Source organism: Rhizobium indicum (genome assembly GCF_005862305.2).
Taxonomy (GTDB): Bacteria; Pseudomonadota; Alphaproteobacteria; order Rhizobiales; family Rhizobiaceae; genus Rhizobium; species Rhizobium indicum.
Genome location: NZ_CP054023.1, coordinates 263,850 through 289,611, shown reverse-complemented (window position 1 = coordinate 289,611; position 25,762 = coordinate 263,850). Strand labels below are relative to the sequence as shown.

General features: G+C 62.4%; 18 protein-coding genes. 11 read left to right on the top strand and 7 right to left on the bottom strand.

Features of this window, described 5'->3' with window-relative positions; translation table 11 throughout:
* Positions 1–14: 14 nt before the first annotated feature.
* Positions 15–455, bottom strand: a complete 441-nt coding sequence (locus FFM53_RS31055; protein WP_138331554.1) for a response regulator — start codon at positions 453–455, stop codon at positions 15–17.
* A gap of 282 nt (positions 456–737) precedes the next feature.
* Here FFM53_RS31055 and FFM53_RS31050 point away from each other — a divergent pair, with 282 nt between their 5' ends.
* Entirely contained in the window at positions 738–1,277 is a 540-nt protein-coding gene (locus FFM53_RS31050; RefSeq protein ID WP_138389807.1) for a L,D-transpeptidase family protein, read from the top strand.
* A gap of 66 nt (positions 1,278–1,343) precedes the next feature.
* Here the strand turns inward: FFM53_RS31050 and msrA are convergent, their stop codons facing one another.
* Positions 1,344–2,048, bottom strand: coding sequence for a peptide-methionine (S)-S-oxide reductase MsrA (msrA, locus tag FFM53_RS31045; RefSeq protein ID WP_138331552.1), 705 nt, complete (start codon positions 2,046–2,048; stop codon positions 1,344–1,346).
* 198 nt (positions 2,049–2,246) lie between these two features.
* Between msrA and FFM53_RS31040 the strand changes: the two genes are divergently transcribed.
* From FFM53_RS31040 to cueR, 5 genes are all read left to right on the top strand, one after another.
* Entirely contained in the window at positions 2,247–7,715 is a 5,469-nt protein-coding gene (locus tag FFM53_RS31040; protein ID WP_138389808.1) for an alpha-2-macroglobulin family protein, read from the top strand.
* Positions 7,712–9,790, top strand: coding sequence for a penicillin-binding protein 1C (pbpC, locus tag FFM53_RS31035; RefSeq protein WP_138389809.1), 2,079 nt, complete (start codon positions 7,712–7,714; stop codon positions 9,788–9,790). Before FFM53_RS31040 ends, pbpC begins: the two co-directional genes overlap by 4 nt.
* A gap of 164 nt (positions 9,791–9,954) precedes the next feature.
* Positions 9,955–12,564 carry a malto-oligosyltrehalose synthase gene (gene treY, locus FFM53_RS31030; protein WP_138389810.1) on the top strand — a complete coding sequence of 870 codons (2,610 nt, stop codon included), beginning with the start codon at positions 9,955–9,957 and terminating at the stop codon, positions 12,562–12,564.
* Between the two features lie 108 nt (positions 12,565–12,672).
* On the top strand, positions 12,673–15,198 hold the full coding sequence (locus tag FFM53_RS31025; RefSeq protein WP_138389811.1) for a heavy metal translocating P-type ATPase: 2,526 nt from the start codon (positions 12,673–12,675) through the stop codon (positions 15,196–15,198).
* A gap of 9 nt (positions 15,199–15,207) precedes the next feature.
* Positions 15,208–15,597, top strand: coding sequence for a Cu(I)-responsive transcriptional regulator (gene cueR, locus FFM53_RS31020; RefSeq protein ID WP_064655086.1), 390 nt, complete (start codon positions 15,208–15,210; stop codon positions 15,595–15,597).
* 18 nt (positions 15,598–15,615) lie between these two features.
* Here cueR and FFM53_RS31015 read toward each other — a convergent pair whose 3' ends face one another.
* Entirely contained in the window at positions 15,616–15,924 is a 309-nt protein-coding gene (locus tag FFM53_RS31015) for a hypothetical protein (RefSeq protein WP_064655084.1), read from the bottom strand.
* Positions 15,925–16,110: 186 nt separating this feature from the next.
* Between FFM53_RS31015 and FFM53_RS31010 the strand changes: the two genes are divergently transcribed.
* From FFM53_RS31010 to FFM53_RS31000, 3 genes are read left to right on the top strand one after another with little or no spacing between them, the layout of a single operon-like run.
* Positions 16,111–16,650 carry a sigma-70 family RNA polymerase sigma factor gene (locus FFM53_RS31010; protein WP_064655082.1) on the top strand — a complete coding sequence of 180 codons (540 nt, stop codon included), beginning with the start codon at positions 16,111–16,113 and terminating at the stop codon, positions 16,648–16,650.
* Positions 16,637–17,404 carry an anti-sigma factor family protein gene (locus FFM53_RS31005; protein ID WP_138389812.1) on the top strand — a complete coding sequence of 256 codons (768 nt, stop codon included), beginning with the start codon at positions 16,637–16,639 and terminating at the stop codon, positions 17,402–17,404. Before FFM53_RS31010 ends, FFM53_RS31005 begins: the two co-directional genes overlap by 14 nt.
* Before the next feature lie 20 nt (positions 17,405–17,424).
* Positions 17,425–18,135, top strand: a complete 711-nt coding sequence (locus tag FFM53_RS31000; protein WP_062939857.1) for a Bax inhibitor-1/YccA family protein — start codon at positions 17,425–17,427, stop codon at positions 18,133–18,135.
* Positions 18,136–18,467: 332 nt separating this feature from the next.
* Here FFM53_RS31000 and FFM53_RS30995 read toward each other — a convergent pair whose 3' ends face one another.
* From FFM53_RS30995 to repA, 4 genes are all read right to left on the bottom strand, one after another.
* Entirely contained in the window at positions 18,468–19,601 is a 1,134-nt protein-coding gene (locus FFM53_RS30995) for an RHE_PE00001 family protein (protein ID WP_029872108.1), read from the bottom strand.
* Positions 19,602–19,781: 180 nt separating this feature from the next.
* Positions 19,782–20,996, bottom strand: coding sequence for a plasmid replication protein RepC (repC, locus tag FFM53_RS30990; protein WP_138389813.1), 1,215 nt, complete (start codon positions 20,994–20,996; stop codon positions 19,782–19,784).
* A gap of 154 nt (positions 20,997–21,150) precedes the next feature.
* Positions 21,151–22,146, bottom strand: coding sequence for a plasmid partitioning protein RepB (repB, locus tag FFM53_RS30985; protein ID WP_138389814.1), 996 nt, complete (start codon positions 22,144–22,146; stop codon positions 21,151–21,153).
* Positions 22,143–23,339: a plasmid partitioning protein RepA gene (gene repA / locus FFM53_RS30980; RefSeq protein ID WP_138389815.1), complete on the bottom strand. Its 1,197-nt coding sequence runs from the start codon at positions 23,337–23,339 to the stop codon at positions 22,143–22,145. The genes repB and repA overlap by 4 nt, the downstream gene beginning before the upstream one ends.
* Before the next feature lie 202 nt (positions 23,340–23,541).
* On the opposite strand from repA, the gene cobF reads away from it, so the two are divergent.
* Both cobF and cobG read left to right on the top strand, forming a co-directional pair.
* Complete coding sequence (gene cobF, locus FFM53_RS30975) at positions 23,542–24,306, top strand: precorrin-6A synthase (deacetylating) (RefSeq protein ID WP_138389816.1); 765 nt, start codon at positions 23,542–23,544, stop codon at positions 24,304–24,306.
* Positions 24,307–24,377: 71 nt separating this feature from the next.
* Positions 24,378–25,760, top strand: a complete 1,383-nt coding sequence (gene cobG / locus FFM53_RS30970) for a precorrin-3B synthase (RefSeq protein WP_138389817.1) — start codon at positions 24,378–24,380, stop codon at positions 25,758–25,760.
* Positions 25,761–25,762: the final 2 nt, after the last annotated feature.

Here is a 25,762-nt window from a genome sequence, read left to right as displayed (position 1 = left end):
CGGGCCCCGTCCGATCAGGTAAAGACCGTCATTTGTGAGGGTACGACCGCAAACATGCCGACACGGCGCGCGGCAAGGTATTTCACCAGCTGTTCGACAACCGAAGGCATGACCGGCTTCTGGACCACGCCGACCGCGCCCTTGACGCCGTCAGCCACCACTTCGGGATTGCCGGTCATGAAGACGACGGCAATGCCATGCTCCTGCGCCAGCCGCCGGCCGATCTCAGGCCCGGTCGGGCCGTCGGCGAGATTGACATCGACAAAAGCAATGTCGGCAAGCGGCGCCAGCCGCAGCGCCTGTTCGCGATCATTCGCAAGGCCCGCAACCTGCATCCCCATGCCTTCCACCGTCGCCTCAAGATCGAGGGCGATCAGGAATTCATCTTCGACGATCAATACTCTCTGTTTCATGAGATCATCTCGTTGCCAGCGCCGCACGACATTGGTGGCCATGATACGTCCCCTTGGTTACGCATAACTCGAAAGAGGTATCCGCTCCGGCAGTCTATCCGACGCGAAACTCATGGCAGTAACGGGCAAGTCGACGATATGTTCCGCGGTGGAACGCCGTTTCTTGTATTTAAGATATTGTTAACGTTGACAAATTCTTAAAAATAGAGAACATGAAGAAAAAAGGCGGCACCCGATCGTGCTCAGTCTCAACTGCGCGCCTTCTGGATGGGGACGCGGTAAGGCGGTATTAGCCATTCTGTGAGCTCGAAGATGAGGATCAGGTTGAGAAGCAAATTTGTCATTTTAGCCGCCGTGGTCGTCAGCTTGTTCGCTTACACGAAATTGATGGCCAGGATCGGCGCGGGCTCACCACCTCCAGATGCGCCGTTGGAGCAACAGGCTGACAGCATTCGCGTTCATAAAGCCGAACGCCGGATGGTCCTTCTCAAAGGGGATACCCCCATCTCAACATACCGGATTTCTCTTGGGCAGGCTGCCGATGAGGGTCCCAAGCAACGAGAAGGTGACGAGAAAACACCTGAAGGGCGTTATGAAATAGACTGGCGAAATCCCAAGTCCATGGCGCATCTGAGCCTGCACATTTCATATCCAGGCCCTGATGATCGGCGCAACGCTGAAGCCGGTGGCTTTCCTTCCGGCGGCAATATCATGATCCACGGGCTTCCCAATGGCTGGGGCCTATTCGCAAACGCCCATCGACTGTGGGATTGGACGGATGGGTGTATTGCGGTCACCAACTCGGAGATGCGCGATATTTGGGCCCGCGTCCCCAACCACACGCCCATAGACATCATGCCCTGAACTGTTGCGACGAACGCATTGCATCCCTGTGTTCGGAGCCGACAATCCCAGGACCGACAGGATCGATCAGCCCTTGACCTTCATCACGAGGACCGGCTTGCCGCGGTAGTCGGCGGGAAACAGCGACTTCAGGTTCTCGATTTTCGGCAGGTCGTTGTAGACGATATAGGGATAGGTCGGATTGAGCGTCAGGAAATCCTGATGATAGGCTTCAGCGGGATAGAAGCCTGTGCCTTCAGACACCTTGGTGACGATCGACTGCGGGAAGACATGCGCCTTGTCGAGCTGGCTGATATAACTCTCGGCGACCTTGCGCTGCTCCGGATCGGCAACGAACAGCGCCGAACGGTACTGCGTTCCCCGGTCCGGCCCCTGAAAATTCAGCTGCGTCGGGTTGTGCGCCACAGAGAAGAAGATCTGCAGCAACTTGCCGTAGGTCACCTGTTTCGGATCGAACTTCACCTGGACGGCTTCGGCATGGCCTGTCGAGCCGGTGCTGACGGTCTCGTACTGCGCCGTTTTGGCGTCGCCGCCTGCATAACCGGAGACGGCGCTCTCGACACCCTTCACGTGCTGGAAGACGCCCTGGACACCCCAGAAACAGCCGCCGGCGAAAATGGCAGTCTCGGTGCCTGAGCCAGCCGCCTCGTCGACGGCTGGCGGCGGGATGACGACGGCATCTTCGGCCGCGCCTGCGGCACCCGTACCGAGCGAGAGAAGAGTGGCGGCAAGGAGCGCGGCAAGGCTCCTGCGGTGGGAAGACGGGGACATTGCGCTACCTCCTGCGATCGCCCAAATCCTTGCTCATCCTTGCAAAAGCCGCAAATCACAAGGCGGTCACTCACGCCGATGTGACAGCCAGACGAAAGCGGCTGTGCGAAGATGAAACAGCGCTCAACTTGAGTTGACAATCTCGCGAGGAGTGAGGACAGTGCCGGCCGGTCAGAGCCAGCATTCCGGGGGGAACCTATGTCCGTGCGCTCGTTCTTTGCATTCGCGACAATCGCATTTTCCATGATCGCCGTCAGTTTTCCCGCAGCCGCTGCGGATAACAAGCGCGACATCCAGACGATCAAGGACGCCGATTTCTTCGGCTTCGATCTTCGCACGGAACAGAATGTTTCGCTCGATCAGTGCAAGACCTCCTGCATCGGCGACAAGAGCTGCAAGGCCTTCACCTACAATCCCAAGGTGAAATGGTGCTTCCTCAAATCCGATTTCAAGACGATGAACGCTTTCCCCGGCGCCATCGCCGGCAAGATCGTCGAAACGGCCGGCCAGCAGGAACGGGACATCGGCGCCGCGCCGCGCCTGACCTTCCTGAGCAACGATCTCATCCAGCAGGCCCACGACTTCAAGGACAATCTCACCCTAGCCGACGACCAGCAGGGCCAAGGCGTTGACAGCCTGACGGCCAACGCCCGCCTCGACCTCACCGCCAACAACCTGGCTGACGCGCTGAAGTCCTTCCATGGTGCGTTGTCGATCACACCTGACGACGCCGATCTCTGGCTCGAAACCGCTCGTGCCGCAGCGTCGCTCGGCAGCGCCGAGAGCAGCACGACGGGACAAGCGGTAGTCGACGCGCTAAACGGCTACGAGCTGACGCGCACCACCGCCAAGCGCGCCGATGCGCTCGCCATACTCGCCAATGCACTGGAACGAAACGCCAATTACCGCCCGGCGCTCGACGCCTACAAGGCGAGCCTGGCGCTTGTCGGTGCCAAGGATGTGCAGGCGGCCTACCTGCAGCTGAAATCAACGCAAGGCTTCCGCGTCACCGAACATACTGTCGATGCCGACAGCGCCACGCCACGCGCCTGCGTCACCTTCTCCGAGGCGCTGGTCAAAACCACGGACTACACACCTTTCGTGACGCTGAACGGCGAAGCGCCGAAGGCACTCGAAACCAAGAACAAGCAGATCTGCGTCGAAGGGTTGACGCACGGCCAGACCTATAAGATCGGCTTCCGCACCGGCCTGCCGTCATCAGTCGATGAGGTGCTCGAAGCACCTGTCAGCATCGACGTCTATATCAAGGACCGCAGCCAGATGGTGCGCTTCACCGGCGACAGCTTCGTGCTGCCGTCAACGGCGCGCCGCGGCATCCCGATCGTTTCGGTCAACATGACCTCGGCCAACCTCAAACTCTACCGCATCGGCGATCGCGCCATTGCACCGCTGCTGACCAATTCGCAGTTCCTGAGCCAGCTCGACGGCTACAGCGCCCAGAACATCCAGGATCAGAGCGGCGAACTTGTCTGGCAGGGCTCGATCGACATCGCCAACGAGCTCAACAAGGACATCGTCACCAGCTTCCCGGTCGACGAGGCGCTGCCCGAGCGCAAGCCCGGCATCTATGTGATGACCGCAACGGCGGCAAACGGCCCGGCGCAGGAGTGGAATTCGCAGGCGACGCAATGGTTCCTGGTCTCCGATATCGGCGTCACCACCTATGCCGGCACGGACGGGCTCAACGTCTTTACCCGCTCACTCGCTTCGGCCAAGCCGATCGCAGGCGTCGAGCTGCAGCTGCTCGCCAAGAACAACGAAGTACTCGGCACCGCGACGACCGACGCGGACGGCCGCGCCACATTCACCGCCGGCCTGATCCGCGGCACGGCGGCGCTGACGCCCGCCGTCATTGCCGCCAGGAACGGCACCTCGGACTACGTCTTCCTCGACATGACGCGCGCCGGCTTCGACCTTTCCGACCGCGGCGTGACGGGTCGCGCAGCACCCGGCGCGATCGACGTGCTGACGTTTACCGAACGCGGCATCTACCGCGCCGGCGAGACGGTGCATGCGCAGGCGCTCGCCCGCGACACCGATGGCAACGCCATCGAGAACCTGCCTCTCACCTTCATCTTCAGCCGCCCTGACGGTGTCGAGGACCGGCGGATCGTCAGCCAGACCAGCAATCTCGGCGGCTATACCGTCGATTTCCCGACCCAGGAAAACGCTATGCGTGGCACCTGGACGATGAACATCTATACCGATCCCAAGGGCAGCGCGATCGCCACCAAGAGTTTCCTCGTCGACGATTTCGTCCCCGATCGCACCGACATGGAGATCAAGACCGAGGCCAAGGAAGTCGGTCCGGACACGCCGGCGACGATTACCGTTTCGGGCAAATATCTCTACGGCGCCCCGGCCGCCGGCCTGACGCTCGAAGGCGACGTCGTCGTCAAGCCGACGCGTGAGAGTGCGGCCTATAAGGGCTTCTTCTTCGGGCTTGCCGACGAAGAGGCGAGCGAGGATTCGCGCCAGCCGATCGACGGCCTGCCGGAACTCGACGAGAACGGCGAAGCCTCGACGGATCTCACCATCAGCGAACTGCCGGCAACGACGCAACTGCTGAACGCCACCGTCTATATGCGCATGCAGGAGGCGGGCGGCCGGGCCATCGAGCGCACTTTGACCATTCCGGTGAAAAATCAGGGCGCATCGATCGGCATCAAGCCGGAATTTTCCGACGAGTTGCCGGAGAACTCGATCGCCAACTTCACGGTGATCGGCGTCAAGGCCGATGGACAGAAGCAGGAGGCGAAGGGCCTGCGCTGGAAATTCTATAGCCTCAACCGGCAATACCAATGGTATCGCGAAGGAACGGCCTGGAAATACGAGCCGGTCTACACTGCCGAGCAGGTCTCCAACGGCAGCGTCGACGCGACGATGGACGGCGGCAAGATCTCCGTGCCGGTGACCTGGGGCCGCTATCGCCTCGAAGTGGAAAGCCCCGATGCCGACGGCCCGACCTCCAGCGTCGAATTCGACGCCGGCTGGTTCGTGAGTTCGACCTCGACCGAAACGCCCGACGGGCTGGAAATCGCCCTCGACAAGGACAGCTACAAGATCGGCGAAACGGCCAAGCTGAAAGTCACCTCGCGCTACGGCGGCGAGCTGATGGTGACATCAGGAACCGAAAAGCTGGTTGCCGTACAGAACGCCACGATCGGCGAGACCGGCGGTGAGGTCGACATCCCCGTTACATCGGACTGGGGTGCCGGTGCTTATGTGACCGCCACGCTCTTCCGCCCTGGCGACGCCCAGGACAGCCACATGCCGATGCGCTCGATCGGCATCAAATGGCTGAAAGTCGATCCCGAACAGCGCGCGCTGCACGTGACGCTCGACACGCCCGAAAAGATGCTGCCGCGCGGACCACTGAACATTGGCCTGCAGGTGGCGGGCGCCGGCGCCAACGAGGATGCCTATGTGACGGTTGCTGCCGTCGATGTCGGCATTCTCAACCTGACGCGCTACGAACCGCCGAACCCGGAGGACTGGTATTTCGGCCAGCGCCAGCTCGGCCTCGAAATCCGCGACCTCTATGGCCGCCTGATCGACGGCTCGCTGGGTGCGACCGGCAAGCTCCGGACCGGCGGCGATGGCGGCGCCATCGCGCTGCAGGCAAGCCCGCCGACGCAGAAGCTCGTCGCCTTCTTCTCCGGGCCCGTGAAGCTCGACGCCGAAGGCAAGGCCAATGTCTCCTTCGACATTCCGCAGTTCAACGGCACGGCGCGCGTCATGGCGGTCGCCTGGTCGAAATCAGGCGTCGGCCACGGCGTCAAGGACGTCATCATCCGCGATCCTGTTGTGGTAACCGCGAGCCTGCCGAAGTTCCTCTCCCCCGGCGACCAGGCCAATCTGCGCCTCGACATCGCCAATACCGATGCGCCGGCCGGCGACTACAAGCTGCAGCTGACCGGCAATGACGCGGTCGGCATCGAAGAAGCGTCCGCCTCGCAGACAATCCGCCTCGAGGCCGGAGCGAAATCCGAGCTGACGCTTTCGCTCATCGGCAAACAGCCGGGCGCCGGCAGCGTCTCGATCAACCTCTCCGACGCCTCCGGCCTTTCGCTCGACCAGACGGTCGACGTGCCGGTGCGCCCGGCCTCCTTGCCGATCACCGAACGCAGGGTGCTGGCGCTGAAGCCGGGGGCAAAACTCACCGTCGACAAGAACTTGCTTGCCGACAGCGTGCTGCCCGGCGCCTCGATCAGCGTCAACGTCACCCGTTCGGCCGCCTTCGATATCCCAGCCCTGCTGATGACGCTCGACCGCTATCCCTTGGGATGCGCCGAGCAGACCACCAGCCGGGCGCTGCCGCTGCTCTATCTCGCCGAAGTGGCGAAGCAGGCGGGCATGGAAAACGACGAGGACGTGCAGAAGCGCGTGCAGGATGCGATCTACCGCGTGCTTTCCTATCAGGCCTCGGCCGGCAGCTTCGGCCTCTGGGGACCGGATTCGGGCGATGTCTGGCTCGATTCCTACGTCACCGATTTCCTGACGCGGGCCCGCGAAATGAAATATGACGTACCGGAAAGGGCTTTCGTGCAGGCGCTCGAAAACCTGCAGAACACCCTGTCCTACACCACCGACATCAAGGGCCAGGGCGACCAGATCGCCTATGCCATCTACGTCCTTGCCCGCAACAAGAAGGCTGCGATCAGCGATCTGCGCTACTATGCCGATACGATGATCAACGACTTCCCGACGCCGCTCGCCAAGGCGCATATCGCCGCCGCGCTGGCGCTCTACGGCGATGCGCAGCGTTCGAAGACCATTTTCCTCGACGCGCTGCAAATGTCGGAGCAGTCGATGGTGTCACGCGTGAACCTGTCGCGCACCGATTACGGCACGATCCTGCGCGACGGCGCGGCGATCCTAGCGCTCGCTGCCGAAAGCCGGCCGGTGCCGCCCGTCATCCCGGAACTCGCAAAGGCGGTCGGCAAGGAATGGGAGCGCAGCAAATACAAGAGCACGCAGGAAGAAACCTGGATGCTGCTTGCCGCGCGCGCCATCCAGGGCGGTGACGATGGCCTGAAGGTCGATGTCAATGGCGCCGCACACACTGGTGCCTACATGGCACACATGACCGGCGATGCGCTCGCCGATCATCCGCTGACACTGACCAACCAGACAAACGACACGGTTTCGGCCGTGGTCACCACCGTTGCCGCCCCGACAGTGCCGCTCCCGGCCGGCGGCGACGGCTTCATCATCGAGCGGACCTATTACACGCTCGACGGCGAGCAGGCGAATGTCAGCGAGGCGAAGCAGAACGAACGCTACGTCGTCGTCATCCATGTGCGCGAAACCAATGACTGGCCGTCGCGCATCGTCATCACCGACCTTCTGCCCGCCGGCTTCGAGATCGACAATCCAAATCTCGTCGACAGCGCCCAGATGACGAATTTCGACTGGATCGGCGAGATCTCCGCTGCCCATACCGAATTCCGCTACGACCGCTTCGTCGCCGCCTTCAACCGCGCGGCAGGCGACAACCGCGAATTCAACGTCGCCTATGTCGTGCGCGCCGTCACCCCCGGCACCTACGACCATCCGGCCGCAAACGTCGAGGATATGTACCGGCCGGAGCTTTCGGCCCGCACGGCAACAGGCAAGATGGAGGTCGTGACGGCACAACAATGAGGCGGCGGCACAAGTTTGCGATCAGGTCGGCTGCCGGCATCATTCTTGCCGGCGCGGCTCTCTTTGCGCTCGATGCCGCCGACAGGGCCTTTCCGCCGCCACTCGACAGGGCGAATGCCGTGTCGGCCGAAGTGCTGGATGCCGATGGGCAATTGCTGCGTGCCTTTGCGACATCGGAAGGCCGCTGGCGGCTGAAGACCACGGTCCCCGAGGTCGATCCGCAATTCCTGCGCATGCTGATCGCCTATGAGGATCAGCGTTTCTATGACCACGGTGGCATCGACCCCTGGGCGCTCGGGCGCGCTGCCGTGCAACTGGTCAGCAACGGCCGCATCGTCTCCGGCGCCTCGACGCTGTCGATGCAGGTAGCGCGGTTGATCGAGCCGCGCGAAGGGCGCTCGCTTTCGGCAAAGATCTTGCAATTGGTGCGCGCCGTGCAGATCGAACGGCGGCTGTCGAAGGAACAGATTCTCGACCTCTATCTCACACACGCGCCCTATGGCGGCAATCTGGAAGGCGTGCGCGCCGCAAGCCTTGCCTATTTCGGCAAGGAATCGCGCCGCCTGACGATCGCCGAGGCAGCGTTGCTCGTCGCCCTGCCGCAATTGCCGGAACGGCGCCGGCCGGACCGCAATCTCAAGGCAGCCGAGGCCGCGCGCAAGCGTGTGCTCGACCGCGTCGCGGTCGCCGAGGCCGTTGGCGACGGCGAAGCAGAGCGGGCCGAGGATGTCGCCGTCCCACCGCGGCGCATGCGGTTGCCGGCACTCGCCGCCCATGTCGCCGAAGCAGCGCTGCGCAAGGAGCCGACGGTTCTCAAGCATCAGACGACGCTGAAGAAACAGGTGCAGCAGGGGCTGGAGGCGGTTGCGCGGGCAGCGGCCATGAAGCTCGGGCCGAAGCTTTCGCTCGCCATGGTGATGGCGGATGCGCAAACCGGCGCGATCGTCGGCGAGGTCGGCTCGGCCGATTATTTCGACGCCAGCCGTTCCGGCTGGATCGACATGACGCGCGTCAATCGCTCGCCGGGCTCGACGCTGAAGCCCTTCATCTACGGGCTCGCCTTCGAGCAGGGACTGGTGTCCCAGGAGACCATCATCGAAGACCGGCCCGCCGATTTCTTCGGCTACCGGCCGCGCAATTTCGACATGAGCTATCAGGGCGACGTCACCGTGCGCGAGGCGCTGCAGCTTTCGCTGAACGTGCCGGCCGTCAAGCTGCTCGATGCCGTCGGGCCGTCGCGGCTGATGGTCCGCTTCCGCCGCGCCGAGGTACGCCCCGTCCTGCCGCCGAATGAGACGCCGGGACTGGCGATCGGTCTTGGCGGCGTCGGCATCACCCTGAAGGATCTGGTGCAACTCTATACGGCGCTCGCCAATCGCGGTCAGCCGGCTAGGCTCGGCGACGGTGTCACCGGCGCACCGGCCAAGCTCGTCGGCGAACCGCTGCTGGAACCGGTCGCGGTCTGGAACGTCGCCGATATTCTCTCCGGCGTCATTCCCCCCGCCGGCGCGCCGCAGCGCGGCATCGCCTACAAGACCGGCACGAGCTACGGCTACCGTGATGCCTGGTCTGTCGGCTATGATGGCCGCTATGTGCTCGGCGTCTGGGTCGGACGACCTGATAACAGCGCCGTGCCGGGGTTGACCGGCTATGGCACCGCCGCGCCCATCCTGTTTGAAGGTTTCGCCAAGTCAGGCATCGTGACGACGCCCCTGCCCCGCCCGCCTGCAGGCGCCGTGCGCATCGCCCAGTCCGAGCTGCCCATCAGCCAGCGGCGTTTCGCCCTCAATGCCAGCGGGCTGCTCGCCTCCGGCCGCGAGGCCGCGCCGCAGATCATCTATCCGCCCGAGGGCGCGCATGTCGATCTCGGCGCTGGACAAGGCAACCTGTCACCGCTGATGCTGAAGCTTCAGGGCGGCCGCGCGCCCTTCCGCTGGCTTGCCAACGGCAAGCCGCTGCCCGACCTCTCCCGCCGGCGCATTCAGCAATGGCTGCCCGATGGCGGCGGCTACTCCAAACTGACCGTCATCGATTCGGCCGGACGCGCCGCAAGCGTCGGCGTTTTCATCGACTAGCGCAGCGGCCCGAAAATTCGGGATCGAATTTCGGAAAGCACGATGCGGGGATTGAAAGTGTTACATCGTTCTTTGCGCGTCTGAAAAGACACGCCCCGCGGTAAGGGAACAAAAGCCGCGCTGCAACCGTTGGGGACAATCTCCTTCCAACGTCAGACGGCCCCATGACACTTCCGACATCGACCTACCGGATACAATTCCGCAACGGCATGACCTTCGATCGCGCCTGCGACCTCGTCCCCTATCTCAAGACGCTCGGCATCAGCCACCTCTACGGCTCTCCGATCTTCACCGCCGTCAGCGGCTCGACCCACGGCTATGACGTCACCGACGCCACCGACATCGACCCGGCGCTCGGCGGCTGGGCAGGATTCGACCGGCTGACGGAAAGCCTCGCCTCGGCGGGCATGGGGCTGATCCTCGACATCGTGCCGAACCACATGGCGGCCTCGCCGGAAAACGGCTGGTGGCGCGACGTGCTGACATTTGGCCGGCAAAGCGCCTATTTCAGCCATTTCGACATCGACTGGAGCGAGCCGCTGACGCTGCCGCAGCTCGGCCAGGGTTTCGAGAGCGCACTGGCCGACGGCGAACTGCGCATCACGCTCGACGAAACGCACGGTAACTTCGCCTTCGGTTACTTCGAGACGCTGTTGCCGCTGAACCCTACGAGTTACGGAGCGATCGCTGATCGGCTCGACGATCCGGTTGCCACCAGAATGGCGGAGGCTGCAGCCGTCACCTCCGGCGAGAACTTCAACCGCGCGATGCGCGATATCCTCTTTGAAGGCGGCGATCGGGCCGTGCTCCGGCAAAAACTCGAAGACGTCTCGGCCGATCGCGATTTCGTCAGAAGCCTGCATGAGGCGCAACATTGGCGGCTGACCCACTGGAAGGCGGCGGCACGACATCTGAGCTATCGCCGCTTTTTCGAGGTGACCGGACTGGTCGGCATCCGCGTCGAAGATCCAGCCGTGTTCGAGGACATGCACCGGCTGGTGATCGAGCTGGTGCGCCATGGCAAGGTCCAGGGCCTGCGCATCGACCATGTCGACGGGCTCGCCGAACCCACGGCCTATCTCGACAGGCTGCGGGAGGCGGTGGGACCGGACACCTATATCGTCGTCGAAAAGATCCTCGGGGCCAGCGAGGTCCTGCCGGAGAGCTGGCCGATTGCCGGCACCACGGGATATGAATTCATCGCTGCACTGAGCGAGCTGTTCATCGACGCCGGCGGCTTGCGCATATTGGACGATGCCTATCGCAGCCTCGCCGGCGAGACGGGTGATCTCGAGGAGGGCCGGCGGATTGCCAAGCGACTGATGGTCGAACGCAATTTCGCCGGCGAGACCGACAGGCTGGTGTCGATCGCGACAGGCATCTTTCCCGAGGTGAAAAGAGACGAGATCGCCACTGTGCTCGGCGAGTTGCTGATCGCCTTTCCCGTCTACCGCACCTATGGCGACGGCGGCCCGCTTTCCTGGCAGGATTCAGCGGTGCTTGCGGCGACCGCCTCGCAAGCCATGGCGCAGCTCGACGATCGGCGTGCATGCGACCATGTGCTGACGCTTCTCGAAGGCAAGGTCGAAGGTGACCCGGCCCACGACTTCCGTATCCGCTTCCAGCAATTGAGCGGGCCGGTGATGGCGAAGGCGACGGAGGATACGTTGTTTTACCGCTATAACAGGCTGCTTGCCGCAAACGAAGTCGGCGGCGAACCGGGCAAGGCGCCTGGCGGCCCGGAAGAATTCCACCGCCGCATGGCCGAGCGGGCGCGGCTGCAGCCGCATGGGCTTTCGGCAAGCGCCACCCACGACACCAAACGCGGCGAGGATGCGCGCGCAAGGCTTTATGCCCTGAGCGAGGGCGCGGATGTTTTTGCCCAGGCGGTCGAGCGGTGGCGCGAGATGAACCGGCCGTGGCTGAAGGATCTGCCGGATGGTGCAGCGCCGGAACCCAATGTCGAATGGATGCTCTATCAGGCGCTGGCCGGCATCTGGCCGGAGGACTTCGACCGAGGACAGACCGAAGAACTCCGCGAACGCTTCACCGATTACGCGGTCAAGGCCGTGCGCGAGGCAAAACTGCGCAGCGACTGGACGGAACAGGATGCCGACTACGAGGAAGCGGTCACCACCTATGCCGCGGCACTGGTTTCGCCTGACAATGACGTCTTCCTCGAGGATTTCGAAAGGGTGCTGCAGCCTTTCATCGCGGCGGGTTACCTCAACAGCCTGTCGCAGACGCTGCTCAAGCTGACGGCCCCCGGCATTCCCGATATCTACCAGGGTGCGGAGGGTTTCGATTTCAGCCTCGTCGATCCCGACAACCGCCGGCCGGTCGATCATCAGCGGCTGACGGCCTGGCTTGATGAAGCCGGGCCGATCGCCAAGCTGCAGGCGGCAGCGTTGAAGCAGCGCCTCGTCGGGATCGGCCTGCAGCTGCGCCAGCGGCACGGAGACCTCTTTGCTGGAGGCGACTATCTGCCGCTGAAGGTAACGGGCAACCGGCGCGACCATGTGCTTGCTTTTGCCCGGGTGCATAAGGGTGATTTCGCCATCATCGCGGCGCCGCGGCTGATGTTCGGCTGGCTCGATCCGGGCGTGCTCTTCGCCGGTCCGGAATTCTGGGAGGATACAGCGATTGCCGTCCCCTCCCCGCTTCACGGGCTGAAGGCCGATCTGGTGACCGGAAAGACGATCGAGCCCGGGGGCAGCATTTCAGTCGCCACCCTGCTCGGGAGCCAGCCGGTCGGGCTGATCACCCCGATCTGAGGATCAGCCGCCGCAAAAATCGAGTCCATGAAAATAGTGCTTGACCTTCCAGTCGCTGGAAGGTTGATAAGCTTATCCAAGTGCCCCTCCGGGCACAGGAGAATAGTCATGGATATCAAGCACGAACACGATCACCATCACAGTCACGCCGATGGCGATAATCATTGCCATTGCGGCCATGAACAGGAGAAGGCTGTAAGCGCCATGATCCGTGATCCTGTCTGCGGCATGACCGTCGATCCGCAGGCCGGCAAACCCTCGCTCGACCATGACGGGCGCATCTATCATTTCTGCTCTGAGGGCTGCCGGACGAAATTTGCGGCGGCACCTGAGGATTACCTCACTGCGACGGACCCCGTCTGCGGCATGATCGTCGATCGGTCGACCGCGAAATATTTCCTGAAGCACGAAGGCGAAAAATTCTATTTCTGCTCGGCCGCCTGCCAAGCAAAGTTCGAAGCCGAGCCCGCAGCCTATCGCAACGGCAGCCGCCCAGCAGCAAAGCCGACGCCCAAGGGTACGCTTTATACCTGCCCGATGCACCCTGAAGTCGTCAGCGACCGCCCCGGCGACTGCCCGAAATGCGGCATGGCGCTGGAGCCGATGGGCATTCCGCCTGCTGACGAAGGCCCGAACCCGGAACTCGTCGATTTCGTCAGGCGGCTCTGGGTCAGCGCCATCCTTGCCGTGCCGCTGCTGGCGCTGAGCATGGGGCCGATGTTCGGCCTGCCGCTTCGGGAAACGATCGGCGAGCCGCAGGCGTCGTATATCGAACTCCTATTGGCAACGCCGGTTGTGCTCTGGGCGGCCTTGCCGTTCTTCCGCCGCGCATGGGCGTCTGTCGTCAACCGCAGCCCGAATATGTGGACGCTGATCGGTCTCGGCGTCGGAACCGCCTATCTCTACAGCGTCGTCGCCACGCTTGCGCCCGGCATCTTCCCGATGAGCTTCCATGGCCATGGTGCGGCCGTGCCCGTCTATTTCGAGGCGGCCGCCGTCATCGTCGCGCTCGTTTTCGTCGGCCAGGTGCTGGAATTGAAAGCGCGCGAACGCACCGGCTCGGCGATCCGCGCTTTGCTCGACCTTGCGCCGAAGACGGCGCGGCGCATCGATGCCGAGGGTAGCGAGAGCGACGTGCCGGTGGACGATATCCAGACTGGTGACCGGCTGCGCGTGCGCCCCGGCGAGCGGGTGCCGGTGGACGGCTCCGTCCTCGAAGGCCAGTCGACCGTCGACGAATCGATGATCACGGGTGAGCCTCTGCCTCTGGAGAAGTCGAAGGGCGACCCGCTGACCGGCGGCACGATCAACAAAAACGGCACCTTCGTCATGGCCGCCGAGAAGGTCGGCGCCGACACGGTGCTGTCGCGCATCGTCGACATGGTCGCCAAGGCGCAACGCTCGCGGGCGCCGATCCAGGGTGCGGTCGACCGTGTGTCGGCCGTCTTCGTGCCGGCGGTGATCGCCGTCGCCGTGCTTGCCTTCCTCGTCTGGGCCGCGATCGGGCCGGAGCCGCGCATGGCGAATGGCCTGCTTGCCGCCGTCGCCGTTCTCATCATCGCCTGCCCCTGTGCGCTCGGCCTTGCAACGCCGATGTCGATCATGATCGCGACCGGGCGCGGCGCGCAGGAAGGCGTGCTGATCAAGGACGCCGAAGCGCTGGAGCGTTTTTCCAAGGTCGACACGCTGATCGTCGACAAGACCGGCACGCTGACCGAAGGCAAGCCGAAGCTTACCGATATCGTCGCCTTCGGCGGGGTTAGCGAAAACAGACTGCTGTCGCTGGCGGCAAGCCTGGAGCGCGGCTCGGAACATCCGCTGGCCGAAGCGATCGTTTCCGGCGCCGAGGAGCGTGGCGTCCCTTTCCTGGAAGTCACCGGTTTCGAGGCAAAGACCGGCAAGGGCGTTCAGGGCCTTGCCGGCGGCACGCCGGTGGCGCTCGGCAATGCGGCGATGCTCGCTGATCTCGGCATCGATCCGGCAGCACTTGCCGACAAGACCGAAGCCCTGCGCGGCGAAGGCAAGACGGTGATGTTCGTGGTGATCGACGGCGCGATTGCCGGTCTCGTCGCCGTTGCCGACCGTATCAAGCCGACGACAGCGGCCGCCATCAAAGCGCTGCACGACAGCGGATTGAAGATCATCATGGCGACGGGCGACAATGAGCGCACGGCACGCGCGGTGGCAAAAAGCCTCGGCATCGACGAGGTGCGCGCCGATATGCTTCCGGAAGGCAAAAAGGTGCTGATCGACGAGTTGCGTGCCAAGGGCGCCATCATCGCCATGGCCGGTGACGGCGTCAACGACGCGCCGGCGCTTGCCGCCGCCGATGTCGGCATCGCCATGGGTACCGGCGCCGACGTCGCGATGGAAAGCGCCGGCATCACATTGGTAAAGGGCGATCTGAACGGCATCGTCAGGGCGCGGCGGCTGGCGGAGGCGACGATGCGAAACATCCGCCAGAATCTCGGCTTCGCCTTCGGCTATAATGCGCTCGGCGTGCCGGTTGCCGCCGGCCTGCTCTATCCGATCTTCGGGCTGCTGCTGTCGCCGATGATCGCCGCGGCAGCGATGAGCCTCTCGTCCGTTTCGGTCATATCAAATGCGCTCAGACTGCGCTTTGCAAAACTATAGGAGACGGCGATGAATATCGGCGAAGCATCGGAACGCTCCGGGCTGCCTTCGAAGACCATCCGCTATTACGAGGATATCGGCCTCATCCGCCCCGACAGGGGCGGAAACGGCTATCGCGACTATGCCGCAACCGATATCCACAAACTGCGCTTCCTGCAGCGCTCGCGCGGCCTCGGCTTTTCCGTCGAAGAATGCCGGCAATTGCTGGCGCTCTACGAAGACAAGGACCGGGCGAGCGCGGACGTCAAGGATATTGCTGAGACCAAACTTGCCGAGGTCGACCGCAAGATCCGCGAACTGACGGAATTGCGCCGGACGCTGGAGCACCTCGTGCATGCCTGTCACGGCAACGACAGGCCGGACTGTCCGATCCTCGAAGAGCTTTCCGACGGCGGCTGACCATTTCAGGGATCTGCATCAGGAAAGCTGTGGCAAGTTCTGGTTGGCCGCCTGCGACGATTGTCCTCGCTCGTCTGGCTCCTCGTCTTCGCCGTCGTCCAGCACGCCATCATCCAGCCGATGCTTGATCGCCAGCGCATAGATCACGTCGAGAATATTGCGGTCCCTGAGATGGGGATCCATCAGGGCGAGAAGCGACGCCCGGACGATCTTCTTGCTGGTGGCCTTCGGACAACGCGCCTTGACGAAATCATAGAGCGCCTCATCCGTCAGCCCTTCCATGGCGCCGTCCACGAGAGCTTCGTAGACCCGCTTTTTTTCCTTCATTCTTGCTTGTCCCCTGCAAATCAGCGGTCATGATCTGTCATGTAATTGTCATAAACAATCGCGGATTTGAGGCGCCTGTCCGCTTGAGAAGACTATTTTGATGATGATCCGGCGACGGTCTTCGGTCCGGATGATTTTTTTACATCCGCCGGGAATAAAACCCGCCGCATTTCCGTATACTCAATCATGGAACGCAGAGAACGCCCCTTCGACGTCATCGGACAGCTTGCAGCGCTGAGGCGCTACGCTCGCTCGCTGGTGCGCAATTCGGACGAGGCGGAGGATCTGGTGCATGATGCGCTGGTGCGCGCCTTCGAGAAGCGAAAGAGCTTTCGCAGCGGCGGCAACCTGCGCACCTGGCTGCTCTCCATCCTGCACAATGCCCATATCGATCGTCTTCGCCGGAACCGGTCGCTGACGCGCCGTCACGATGAAGCGGCTGTCGAAGCCGAGCAGTCGCTGCCGGCCGGCCAGGAACATGCCGTGCGCCTGCAGCAGGTGCGCGACGCCTTCTTCGACCTCCCGGAGGAACAGCGCGAGGCGCTGCATCTCGTTGCGATCGAAGACCTTTCCTACCAGGAGGCCGCCCAGGCGCTCGGCATTCCTGTGGGGACGCTGATGTCGCGCATCTCCCGCGCGCGCGCTCAACTGCGCGAATTCGAGGAGAAGACGCCGCGGGTTTCGCATCTGAGAATCATCGGAGGGAACGGCAATGAAAGCAATTGATCCGATCCTCGATGCCGATCTCGACGCCTATGTCGATGGCGAACTCGACGTCGCCCGTCGTATCCAGGTGGAATCCTTTCTCTCCGAGAATCCGGCGATTGCCGCCAAGGTCATGGCTGACCTCAGTGTGAAGGGCGAACTGCGTCTGGCGCTTGCCGGCGAAAGTGCCTTTGGCCGCCCCGAGACCCGCGATGCGGCCCGCCGGCTGGAACGTGGCCTTTCCTATGGCCGCATCTTCCATTCGATGCAGCGCATTGCCGCCGTCGGCATTCTAATTGCCGCCGGCTGGGTGGCGCACAATTCCTTCGGCGCCTTCTCGGCGACTGAGGTGGTGGCATCGGTTCCGGCACCCGCCTATGTCGAGGATGCGATGCGCGCCTATCAGACCGCGGCCCTGCGCCAATCGATGCCTCCGCAGACGCCGGCCACCTATAGCGCCGACGATATTCGCGCCGCCACCGCGATCGTGATGCCCGAGCTGCCTAGGGATTGGAAGGTCGCGGACGTGCAGATCTTCCCGTCCGAATTCGGCCCCAGCGTCGAGATGGCGATCGAACAATCAGATGGAAAGAAACTGTCGCTTTTCGCCGTCCGTCCGGGCGCCTTCGAGGTCAAGCCAGTCAGTCATCTCACGCTGGAAAAAGCAGAAGCCGCCTATTGGCAGATCGGCGAGGTCGCCTATGCGCTGATCGCCGACGATAGCGGTCTCAATCTCGACCAGGCGGCCGAACGGCTCGCCCGCTCGCTCTATTAATTCAAACCGAGGAGATCAGCATGAACCCGATCAATCCCCGCTACGGCGCCGTCGCCGGCTCCCAGGCCCTCTTCGACGAAGGCCTTCGCCAGCATATGCTGCGCGTCTACAACTATATGGCTCTCGGCCTCGTCATCACAGGCCTCGTCGCCTTTGTCGTCGGCTCGACGCCGGCACTCTACGTCCCGATCTTCGGCTCGCCGCTGAAGTGGGTGGTGATGCTCGCCCCGCTCGCCTTCGTCTTCTTCTTCTCGTTCAAGATCCAGACGATGTCTGCCAGCACCGCCCAGATCACCTTCTGGGCCTTCTGCGCCGTGATGGGCCTGTCGCTCGCTTCCGTCTTCCTGGTCTTCACCGGGGCGAGCATCGCGCGGACCTTCTTCATCACCGCGACGATGTTCGGCGCCACCAGCCTCTACGGCTATGCGACGAAGCGTGACCTCTCGCGCATGGGCTCGTTCCTGATGATGGGCCTCTTCGGCGTCATCATCGCCTCTGTCGTCAACATCTTCATGGGTTCGAGCGCGCTGCAGTTTGCGATCTCGGTGATCGGCATCGTCGTCTTCGTCGGTCTCACCGCCTACGACACGCAGAACATCAAGGAACAGTATTCGGAAAACTTTGATCAGGAATCGAACCAGAAGCTCGCCGTCTTCGGTGCGCTCTCGCTCTACCTGAACTTCGTCAACATCTTCCAGCTTCTGCTCAACTTTACGGGCGAGCGGGAGTAACGACTGCGCTTCTGGGGGCAAAGGAAGCGCAAGAGCGCCTGGTCTGCAGTCTGTGACAGGATGGCGGACTGGGTGCTCACCTAAAGGAAACGGCCGGGCCAACGCCCGGCCGTTTTCGTTTTTAAAGCGCATCGCGTCAAATCGGAATCATGCGACGCACTTTAAGTTTTTGTTTTATGCATGTCGTTGTCCCAAAACCGCTGCCCACTTTTGGGCGACATGCATTAGAGCAGAGCACCGCGCGTCTTTTCAGACGCGCTAAGGACGCTCTATCACTTTGAATCTGCGCATAATCCTTTCCGAAAATCGACGCCGATTTTCGGAGTTTCGCGCTAGATGATGCCCCAGGCACGATAGCGCCCCCGGCCGGTAATTTCACGAATGCCGATCTCATTGACGAGATTGAGCGCGCCGCGCGGCGTGATGCGCAGTTGACGGGCGATCATCGCCGCCGAGACCATCGGCCGCGACAGGATGAAATCGGCAAGCTCCGGCAGGCTGCTGTTCGAACGGCGGCCGCGAAAGCGCAGCTCCATCTGCGTGCGTGCTAAGGACAAGCGGTCGATTTCCTTGAGGCCGGCCACAGCACCCAGATGCATCGCCTCCAGAAAGGCTTGCAGCCGGGTGACGCGATCGCGTGCCCGACGACGCTCATGGCGCACCAGCTTCAGCCCACCGTAAAAAGAAAAGAGATGCGAGGCGACCTTGCCGCGGGCGCGTAGATGGCTTGCGACCAGAAGACCGCCGAGCCAGTGCTGACGCCGCAACGGCTCGATCCTTTCCCAGGCTTCGAAGAGGATGATAGCGCCGAGAACCGGCGGTAAGCTATCGGCCAATGGCTGGACGCTTCGCCACTCCGCAAGCCGCTGTTCCTCGTCCCACTCGTCGTCACCGAGCAAGCCGAGAGGATCTTCGTTGCGCCTTGCCGGGGTAAGGGCGGCCGTCTCGCCTGGCGGCGTTTTCCCGGTATGGATATCGAGCAGCTTCTGCGAGCGGGCAAGAAGCGCATCGATCTCCGCCATCTCGGCAGCGAGCGGCCCCTCCTCATCCTCGCCCTCTTCGTCGGTCTCGAGTGGAGCGGCGACACTCTTTGCTTCCTGCGCTTTCCCCTCCCCTTCCCCGCCGGTCGCGGTCAGCGTCGCAAGCCCCGAGACGCCGAGTGCCCAGGCGGGTTCGCCCGTCCAGATGCGCCGACGTGCCCGCAGCACGGAATGGGCGATCGTCAGTTCGTGGGTGGGAGCGCGGCTATCCATATGCGCGTCATGCAAAACGAGATCCTCGACATGCACGAGTTCGCCGGCCACCCAGAGCGCGCCGGCGGCGTCGAAGAAATGGCTGCGTTCGGCAAATCCCTCGCCGACCGGCGAGCGCAACACCCGCTCGTCCAGCCGCGCCACTGCATCCTCCGCCGCGGTAAGGGCTGGAAGCAGGGTTTGAAGCATTGCACCGTCGATATCGTAGCGCATTGTTAAGCTTTACGGTTTTTCACAAATGGAAGCAAAATACGTGTTTCCTTCCGCCATGTATGACATGGTTAACAGTGTATTTCAATAAATCTAGAGGGAATGAAGCCGATAAGCTGGCTGATCGACCGGCCGCATATCATTCTAACCGTCTGAGCTGGCGCGAAGCTTTTTCATAGCCGCTCATCCGGTTTTCCTCGCCGTCGGACCATTTGCCCGCATCAGCGCCATCAGCATCGGTCCGAGCGAGAATTCGCCGCGCTCCGCCCGCCGCGTCAGGTCACGCAGGTAGCCGCCGGCCGAGTTGATATGTCCGCCCCTTTCCAGGATGCAGGCGATCACCGTGGAGGCGTTTTCCGGCCCCATGATATCGCAGGCCAGTTGATAGGCGCTGGGGCTGACGCCAAGCGTGGAACGGACGATGACGGCCGCGGCCATCAGATCGCGCCAGCTGCCAATGCCGCCGCCCGGTCCGTAAGCGATGATCTCCGGGCAGGCCTGCAGCACCATGGCGAGGGGGAAGGATTTCGGCGGCTCCCGCCACGGCTGCGGTTCTTCCTCCGGTTTTGCTCCCTGCTTCGTTTCGAAGCTTGGTTCAAGTTCAGATATAGGGTGTGGGTTTGAATTGTGTATGTGCCGACCGTTTTGGTTATCATTGACGTCTGTTTTTTCTGTTTTCGACTTCGATTCCAGCGTCTTGACGATCAATTGCCGGAAAGCTTCGAGATCAGCCAGCAGGCTTTCCATCTCGGCAACCGACGGGCGGCGCGGCAGGCTTGCGAAAAGCAGATTGAAATGCTTCTGCATCTCGATCCATTCGCCGGCAATTTCCTCTTCCAGCGCGATCTCGATGAGCTTGGTGATATCACGCCGGCAAAGTGTCAGGCGCTCCCTCAGGCGCTTCCATTCGAGCTTGGCGGCCATCACCTGAGCCGCCTGCGCCTCGATCTCGCGAGCGCGAACCAGAAGCGGTGCCAGGCTGAAGCCAAAGGCCTCTCCAAGCCCGCCCTCGCCGTTGCGGCGGGCAAAACGCTTCCCGTTCGGACTATCCCTCCGGATGATCAGGCCGGCTTCCACCAGCATCGCCAGGTTTCGCCGCAGCGTCGTGCCCGCCATGCCGTGGGTGCGCAGCGACAGCTGCTCGTTTGACGGAAAGACGACGAAGCCGTTGGCCTCGGCAATCTCGTTCTTCGGGTAGAAGGTCAACAGCGCGTTGAGCACAGCCAGGGCACGATCCGATACGCCGACCATGTCCTTTGCTTCGCAGAGCGCACGAAAAATCTTCCACTTGTCGACCGATGCGTCCGGATCGACCTTGCTGGCACTTTCCTGGCTTGCCAGCATGCCAAGCGTCATCGATCGCCGCCCAAAGGGCGTCGATATATATTGAGGCTCCATGTCCCTCACCTTTTTTCAAGGCAAAAGAAACCTACCACCCAAAAGGATGCCGAAGACGCTTGACAGTGATTCGAGGAAGTGCGATTCTCAGATTGTCCAGATATGAGAAAGGCTTCCGCGACGGCAACGTTCGGAGGCTTTTTTCTTTTGCGGCCTATTCTCCTGCTTGCAACCTGCCGGCCCGATAGGCTTCGTAAAGCTCATCGAGACGGCGTGAAATGTAAGCGCCGAAATCCGGCGCATCGCCGGTCTTCAACGCGATCGTGAAGGAGTTGCCGGCGCTTTTGATTCGGCCGGCAATCTTGCCGCCGCTCTTCGGCTTCCAGTCATATTCCGTGGTTTCGGGCTTGGCCTCTTTCTTGGCGAGCTCGGCAACCAAAAGCTCGAACCGGCGGTCGCTCTCTTCCGCCAGGAAACTTCCCGAGGCAATGAGCTTCGCAAGCCGGGCGGCCGTCATCCCATTCCAGTCCTGGGCAAGCGCCATCCACCGGCGCCGCCCGATGCCGGGTGCGGCTCCGACCGACCTGACGATCTCAGCGGGGATAGCTTTTGCAACGGATATCAGCTTCGATAGCTCCGTCTTGTCGGTCGACAGCGCTTTCATGATGACCGGGCGCTCAAAACCCTTGAGCTCGAGATTAAGGGCAAAGACCGCACGCTCGATATAGGAAAGGTCCCGGCGCGCCGAATTCTCAATGCCCTGCGCGATGACGACATCGGTATCGTCAAGCTTACGGACGATCGCCTGCACCTTGAGGCCGAGCAGCTTGACCGCCTGCAGACGCCGATGGCCGTAGGCGATCTGGTAGCGGTCCTCATCATTCGGATGGCGACGAACGAGGATCGGCACTTCCTGGCCGTTCTCGGCAATCGAGTGCACCAGCTCGTCTTCCATATCGAGGGGCTGGTCGGCAAGGCGGTCGCGGACAAAGGAGGAATCGATCAGATCAGGATCGAGCTCGACGATGCGTTCACCGGAGAGCAAAGCCTCCTGCATCGCCCTGCTCTCTTCCTCCATACGGCCAAGGGTCAGCGCCATCGTCCGAACCGGCCCGGCTGATCCGCGTGAAGATGGCTCCTCGTAGTTGGCCGCGGCCAACTCCTGCGCCGTATCGTCGAAAAGACCTTTCAGGCGATCGCGTCTGCTCATGCTCGACCCCAGGCTTTGTGAATACCGGCGAGAACCTCGCTGTTGGCGGCATTGACAGATTCCAGCGCCCGGTCATAGGTCGAGCGGCGCACCTGCCCCTTCTCGATCTCGTAGAGCGTCTGCTTGGTCAGACCGACATCGGCGATGGCCGTCGATTTGAGGATGGTCGCCGTCAACACGTCATCACTGAAAAGACTGCGCAGCAGCGCAACGATCTGCGACTGCGGCGCGTCGAAGGGTTCGTGACGGGTGACGACATATTTGATGAAGTCATGCTGCAGGTCGCCGCCGGCCTTGCGCACGACGGAAAGCAGATCCGAAGTCATCAGCAGGAACTGCGACATCGAAGCGACGTCGACCATCTGCGGATGAATGGTGATGAGCAGCGATGTTGCTGCGCAAACGGCGCCAAGCGTCAGGTAACCGAGCTGCGGCGGGCAGTCGATCACCACGATGTCGTAATCGGCCTCGACCTCGGCAATGGCAATGCCAACGCGGCGGAAGAACAGCTCTCCAGGCCGCTGCCGGTCGTTCAGCGCCCGTGGCGTCTCATGCTCGAACTCCATCAGTTCGAGATTGCCTGGCACCAGATCCAGCCCGTCGAAATAGGTCTTGCGGACGATCTCCTTCAGCGGCTTGCGGCCCTCATCATAGCGAATTGCGCCATACAGCGTATCGCCCTCGGAAAGATCGAATTCGGGCTGAACGCCGAGCATAGAGGAGAGCGAAGCCTGCGGATCGAGATCGATGGCAAGCACCCGGTAACCCGCCAGCGCCAGATACTGCGCCAGATAGAGCGTCGTCGTTGTTTTGGCCGAGCCGCCCTTGAAATTGGTGACGGCAACCGTCTGCAGCTTTTCGCCAGGGCGACGCCACGGCTGATACGAAAGCGCGTCCTTCGGCTTGAGCTTCGCCATATAGTGGCGCAATTCGTTGATCTGGCCGAGCGTGTAGGAACGCCGGCCATTCTGGGCAAGATCCGGCTGCGGTCCCTTGCCATCCAGTGAAAGCTGGCGAAGATAGCCGTCCGACACGCCGATCATCTGGGCCGCCTCGCCAGAGGAGAATGTCCGCAGCGTCTTTTGCGAGAGCGGCGGGAACAGCTTGTCGCGGAGGAGCTTCAGTTGCCGCGAAAGCTGGTTCGCATGCCGCTCGATCCGTACATCTGTCGTCGATACGCTAATGTTGTCCAAAACACCCAATCCTTTTCGATGCGCTTTTCTGTCAACATAGCGTCAAAAAGCGTATCGAAAGTGACACGATTCGGGATTTGCAGCAACAACAGGGCTCAGATGCCACCCTCAGGCCCGGTTGGCCGCGGCCAACTCCCGTTCAGCCCTTGCGGCGAGCTGACTTTTTCGGCAAGACCGCCGGGACTCAACGGGGAGTATCCGCTTGAAGCATATCAATATCATCGGCATCGGCACGGGCAACCCGGAGCACCTCACCATACAGGCGATCAATGCGATGAACGCGGCCGACGTGGTCTTCCTGCCGGTCAAGGGCGCCGGCAAGGAAGATCTCGCCGAAATCCGGCGGGATATCTGCGAACGCTATATCACACGGCCGGCCGGCAGGATTTCAGAGTTCGCGGTGCCGCAACGGCAGACGGCAGACAAGACCTATGTGCAGAGCGTCGATACTTGGCATGGCGAGATCGCCGGCATCTATGGAGAACTGATCTCCGGTCTCCCGGAGGAGGGCCGCGGCGCCTTTCTCGTCTGGGGCGATCCCAGTCTCTACGACAGCACGATCCGCATCATCGAACGCGTGAGCCAGGAAGGCAGCCTGGATTTCGATTACAGCGTCATTCCTGGCATCACCAGCATTCAGGCGCTGGCGGCCAGCCACAGAATCCCGATCAACCTCGTCGGCAAACCGATCGAGATCACCACAGGGCGCCGGCTGGCGCAGGACGGACTTCTGGCCGACAGCACCGTCGTCATGCTTGACGGCGAACAGGCTTTTGCCAAGATCGACGATCCCGATGCCGAGATCTTCTGGGGCGCCTATCTCGGCACCAAGGACGAGATCGTCAGAGCAGGGCGACTTGGCGACATCGCCACCGACATTCTGACGCTCAGGGCCGAGGCCAGGCAACGGCACGGCTGGATCATGGACATCTATCTCCTGCGCAAGGGACGGGATTTCGAGGAATAGCGGTCCGAAGCCTTTCCATCAGCTTTGCCGGGTCGGCCGCGATCATGTAAGAAATGATCAGAGGATCAAGAATGAGCATTCAGGCCGCAAAGGCGAGCGACAGGACAGGCGAGGCGGATCTGCACGATCGCCCGGCGGCAGAGATGCGTAGGCGCGGCGCCTGCCCCGCCCTTGCCGCGCCCATGCCGACCGGCGACGGTTTGCTGGTCCGGCTGCGGCCGGCCGGCGGCGCGTTGACGCTGTCGCAATTCGCAAGCCTTGCCCGCTCCGCCGCGGCCCATGGAAACGGCATTCTCGAAATCACCGCCCGCGGCAATCTGCAGATCCGAGGCCTTCGGGCTGAGACCGTCGGACAGCTCGCGGCCGATATTGATGCCGCCGGAATCACCGTGCCGTACGGGTCGGCGATCGAGACATCGCCGCTGCACGGCATCGACCCGGAGGAGGTAAGCGATTCGGCGGTAATGGAAATGGCCTTGCGCAGCACGCTCCGCGATCAGCTTGCGTCGCCGCGGCTCGCGCCAAAACTCTCGCTTATCATCGATGGCGGTGGAACCTTCGGCTTATCGGCACTTTCCGCCGATATCCGTATCGTCGCGCAATCCCCCGCAGATTGGCTTGTCGCGATCAATGGCGACGGTGAAACTGCAATGCCAGTGGCGATCGGTCCTGCAGAGGCTGCGATATCGGCCGTCGGCGAAATCCTGAGCCTGTTGGCGACCCTGGGGCAGGGCAGACGGGCAAGGGATATCGATCCGGCGCTTCTGCGGGCGCGTTTTCCCGCGATGGATGGCATTCAGTTCATTCCGTCACGCGCGGCGGGGATGCCGCTTGCCGGCTCGCACTGGCTTGACGACGGCAAAACCATACTCGGCATCAGGCCGGAATTCGGGCAGGTGAGAGCCCCCGATCTGATCGCTTTCCTCGATCTGGCAAAGGCCCGTGGCGCAACGGGCATCCGGCTTGCACCCGGTCGCGGTTTCTTCCTCATCGGGCTTCCAGCAGATACACTGCCGGCTATGCAGATCGCCGCAGCTGGACATGGCTTCGCCGCGCAACCCGGCGAGAACAGCGAGCATATCGCCGCCTGCGCCGGCGCCGGCGCTTGCGGTTCCGCCTTCTACGAGACCAGAACTCTTGCGCGCCGTATCATTGCCGCGGCACCTGCCCTCTTCGACGGTTCTCTGACGCTGCATCTGTCCGGCTGCGCCAAGGGCTGCGCTCATGCCCGGCCGGCGCTGACCCTGACTGGCTCGGCGGAGGGTTATGGCCTCATTCTCAATGGGCTTGCTGCGGATCAGCCGGACGAACGGATCGCTGGCGGTCGGATCGATTTCGCTATAGAGAGGCTCGCCCGGTCCATCGAAGACAACAAAGACTCTGGCGAATCGACCGCCGCCTGCCTTACACGGCTTGGCGCAACCGGCGTTTCGAAGGCGCTGCGACAGGAATAGGA